This window comes from Candidatus Methylomirabilota bacterium (assembly GCA_035315345.1).
In the GTDB taxonomy this organism is placed as follows: domain Bacteria; phylum Methylomirabilota; class Methylomirabilia; order Rokubacteriales; family CSP1-6; genus CAMLFJ01.
Genome location: DATFYA010000204.1, coordinates 1 through 2511, shown reverse-complemented (window position 1 = coordinate 2511; position 2511 = coordinate 1). Strand labels below are relative to the sequence as shown.

Annotated in this window: 2 protein-coding genes; both read right to left on the bottom strand. The window is 68.3% G+C overall.

What is annotated here, in order from left to right:
* Window positions 1-278: 278 nt before the first annotated feature.
* Entirely contained in the window at window positions 279-1286 is a 1008-nt protein-coding gene (locus VKN16_26235) for an ABC transporter permease (protein ID HME97721.1), read from the bottom strand.
* Between the two features lie 124 nt (window positions 1287-1410).
* The coding region (locus VKN16_26230) for an ABC transporter substrate-binding protein (GenBank protein ID HME97720.1) at window positions 1411-2511 on the bottom strand (1101 nt) is incomplete at its 5' end.

The window sequence follows — 2511 nt, the reverse complement described above, 5'->3', positions numbered from 1 at the left end:
CCGATCAGCGCCGACCGGTCGCGCGCCAGCCGCGCCACCACGAACCACACCGTGCTCATGTGTCCACGAACGAACAGCGCGCGAGAGGCGGACGGGTCCTGTCGCCGCGGGCGGCCCCCGGGCGGCCGGCTCCGTCACCCGCTCGCCGGACTCGCCGCTCTTCGAGCGGCGCACCGGACTCGGGGGGCCCACTCCGCGCGGCCGCCCGGGAGCCACCCGCGGCGCCACCCGTCCGGTCTCGCTCGAGCTCGTTCATGAATGGCCCGGCGCGGGACATGTCATGTCGCGCGTTCGCGCGGATCGACGAGAGTGTGGGCGACGTCGACGAGCAGGTTGACGACGATGAAGATCGCCCCCGCCCAGACCGTGAAGCCCATGATCGCGTTGTAGTCCGAGAGCACGATCGAGCTGACCGCGTAGGTGCCGATGCCCGGCCAGTCGAACACCGCCTCGGTCACCACCGCGCCCGCGAGCAGGATGCCGAAGAGCAGGCCGATCTGCGTCACCGTCGAGGTCAGCGCGGAGCGGAGGATGTACTTCCACACGATGAGCGGGCGCGGCAGGCCCATCGCGCGCTCGTAGAGCACGAAGTTCGACTGCATGACGTCCAGCACGCCGGCCCGCGTGAAGCGCACCAGGGTGGCCAGCGCCGGGAACGCCAGCGTCGCCGCCGGCAGGGCCAGGTGCTGGAGCGCGACCCAGAAGGTGGGCCAGTCCCAGGTGAGCGCGGCGTCGATCAGATAGAGGCCGGTGATGTGGGTCGGCGGGTAGCCGGGCAGGCGGCCGTTCAGCGGCGTCCAGCCGAGGCGCATCGAGAAGAGCAGCTGCAGCATGATGCCGAGCCAGAAGCCGGCGATGGCGAGCCCGGACACCGTGAGAATGCGGAGCGCGTGGTCGAACGGCGAGTTGCGCCAGAGCGCGGACAGCACGCCGAGCGGGATGCCGACCAGGATGGAGACGAGCATGGCCACCACGGTCAGCTCGAGAGTGGCGGGCAGGCGGTGGGCGAGGTCGTCGAGGATCGGGCGCCGGGTGAACAGGCTCACGCCCATGTCCCCGCGCGCGAGCCGGGCGACGTAGTCGACGAACTGCACGGGCAGCGGCCGGTCGAAGCCGAGATCCCGCCGCAGCGCCTCGATCTGCGCGGGCGTCGCCGTCTCGCCCGCCACCAGCGCCACCGGATCCGCCGGCACCACGCGCGAGATCACGAACGTCACCACCAGCAATCCGAGCAACGTAGGCACGAACCACAGCAACCGATGCAGCGCGAGAGCGAGGAGCCTCATCGGAGGCTAAGCTAGGACGTTTCCAGCGCCGGCTCCGCCGGCGCAATCGATCCTGGGGGGAGGTGCCGGAGGGGGCCGTCGAGGCCCCCTCCGGTGAGGATGAGGGGCAGAGCCCCCCTCCGGGTCACTTGGAGTACGAGAGCCAGCGGATCTCCTGCCCGTTGCCGATGGGGCTGAAGCGGATGCCTTCGATGTTCTTGGCCCAGGGGCCGAAGTACTTGGTGTTGTAGATCCAGACCCCGGCGGCGTCGCTCACCACGATGCGGGCCGCCTCCTGGTAGGCCTTCTCGCGGACGGCGCGATCCGTGGTCTTGAGCGCCGAGTCCAGCAGATCGTCCACCTTCGGGTTCTTGTAGAAGCTCGAGGCCTTGAAGGTACCCCATTGCTTGGAGTTGAACATCTCGCCGATCCAGTTGTTGGGGTCGGCGTAGTACGTGCTGATCCAGTAGACGACCAGGTCGGGCGAGGTCTCCGGCTTCTTCATCCGCTCGACCATCGCCGGCCACACCTCGCTCGTCATCTTGGTCTCGAGCCCGAGCTTGCGCAGGCCGTTGGCCATGACGGTCGCCGCCTGCTCGGTCTGGCTGAAGCCCTGCAGATACCCGACGGTGAGCGGCCGGTCCACCTTGGCCTGGGCCTGCCCGAGCTCCTGCTTGGCCTTGTCCAGGCTGTAGGTGTAGCCCTTCACGTCCTTCGGCACGCCCCACATGTTGTTCGGGATCGGCACCGGGTTGCGCTCCACGGTGCCGCCGAGGATCTCCTTGTTGAAGCCGTCGTAGTCGAAGGCGTAGCTGATCGCGCGGCGCACGTGCACGTCGGTCATGGGCGCGCGCTGGTTGTTGATCTGGAACATCATGATCCGCATCGACTCCGCTTCCACGATCTTGACGTTCGACGCCTCGCGCAGCCGCTTGACCTGGTCGTTGGGCAGGTAGCCGCCGGTGCCCTGGTAGTCGCCCTTGATCATGCCGAGCACGCGCGTGTTGTCCTCCTTCACGAAGCGGAAGTCGATCTCGTCGATGGGCTTCGGTCCCCACGGCATGAAGTGGCCGGCGAAGCGCTTGGCCTGGAACCCGATCGCCGGGTCGTAACGCGTCAGCTGGTACGAGCCGGATCCGGCCTCGTTGTTGGTGAGCCACGCCGCGCCCCAGTCGCCGTCCTTCTCGTGCTTCTTGAGCAGGGCGGAGTTGACCACGTGGATCTCGGGCACCACCGCCAGGAAGAT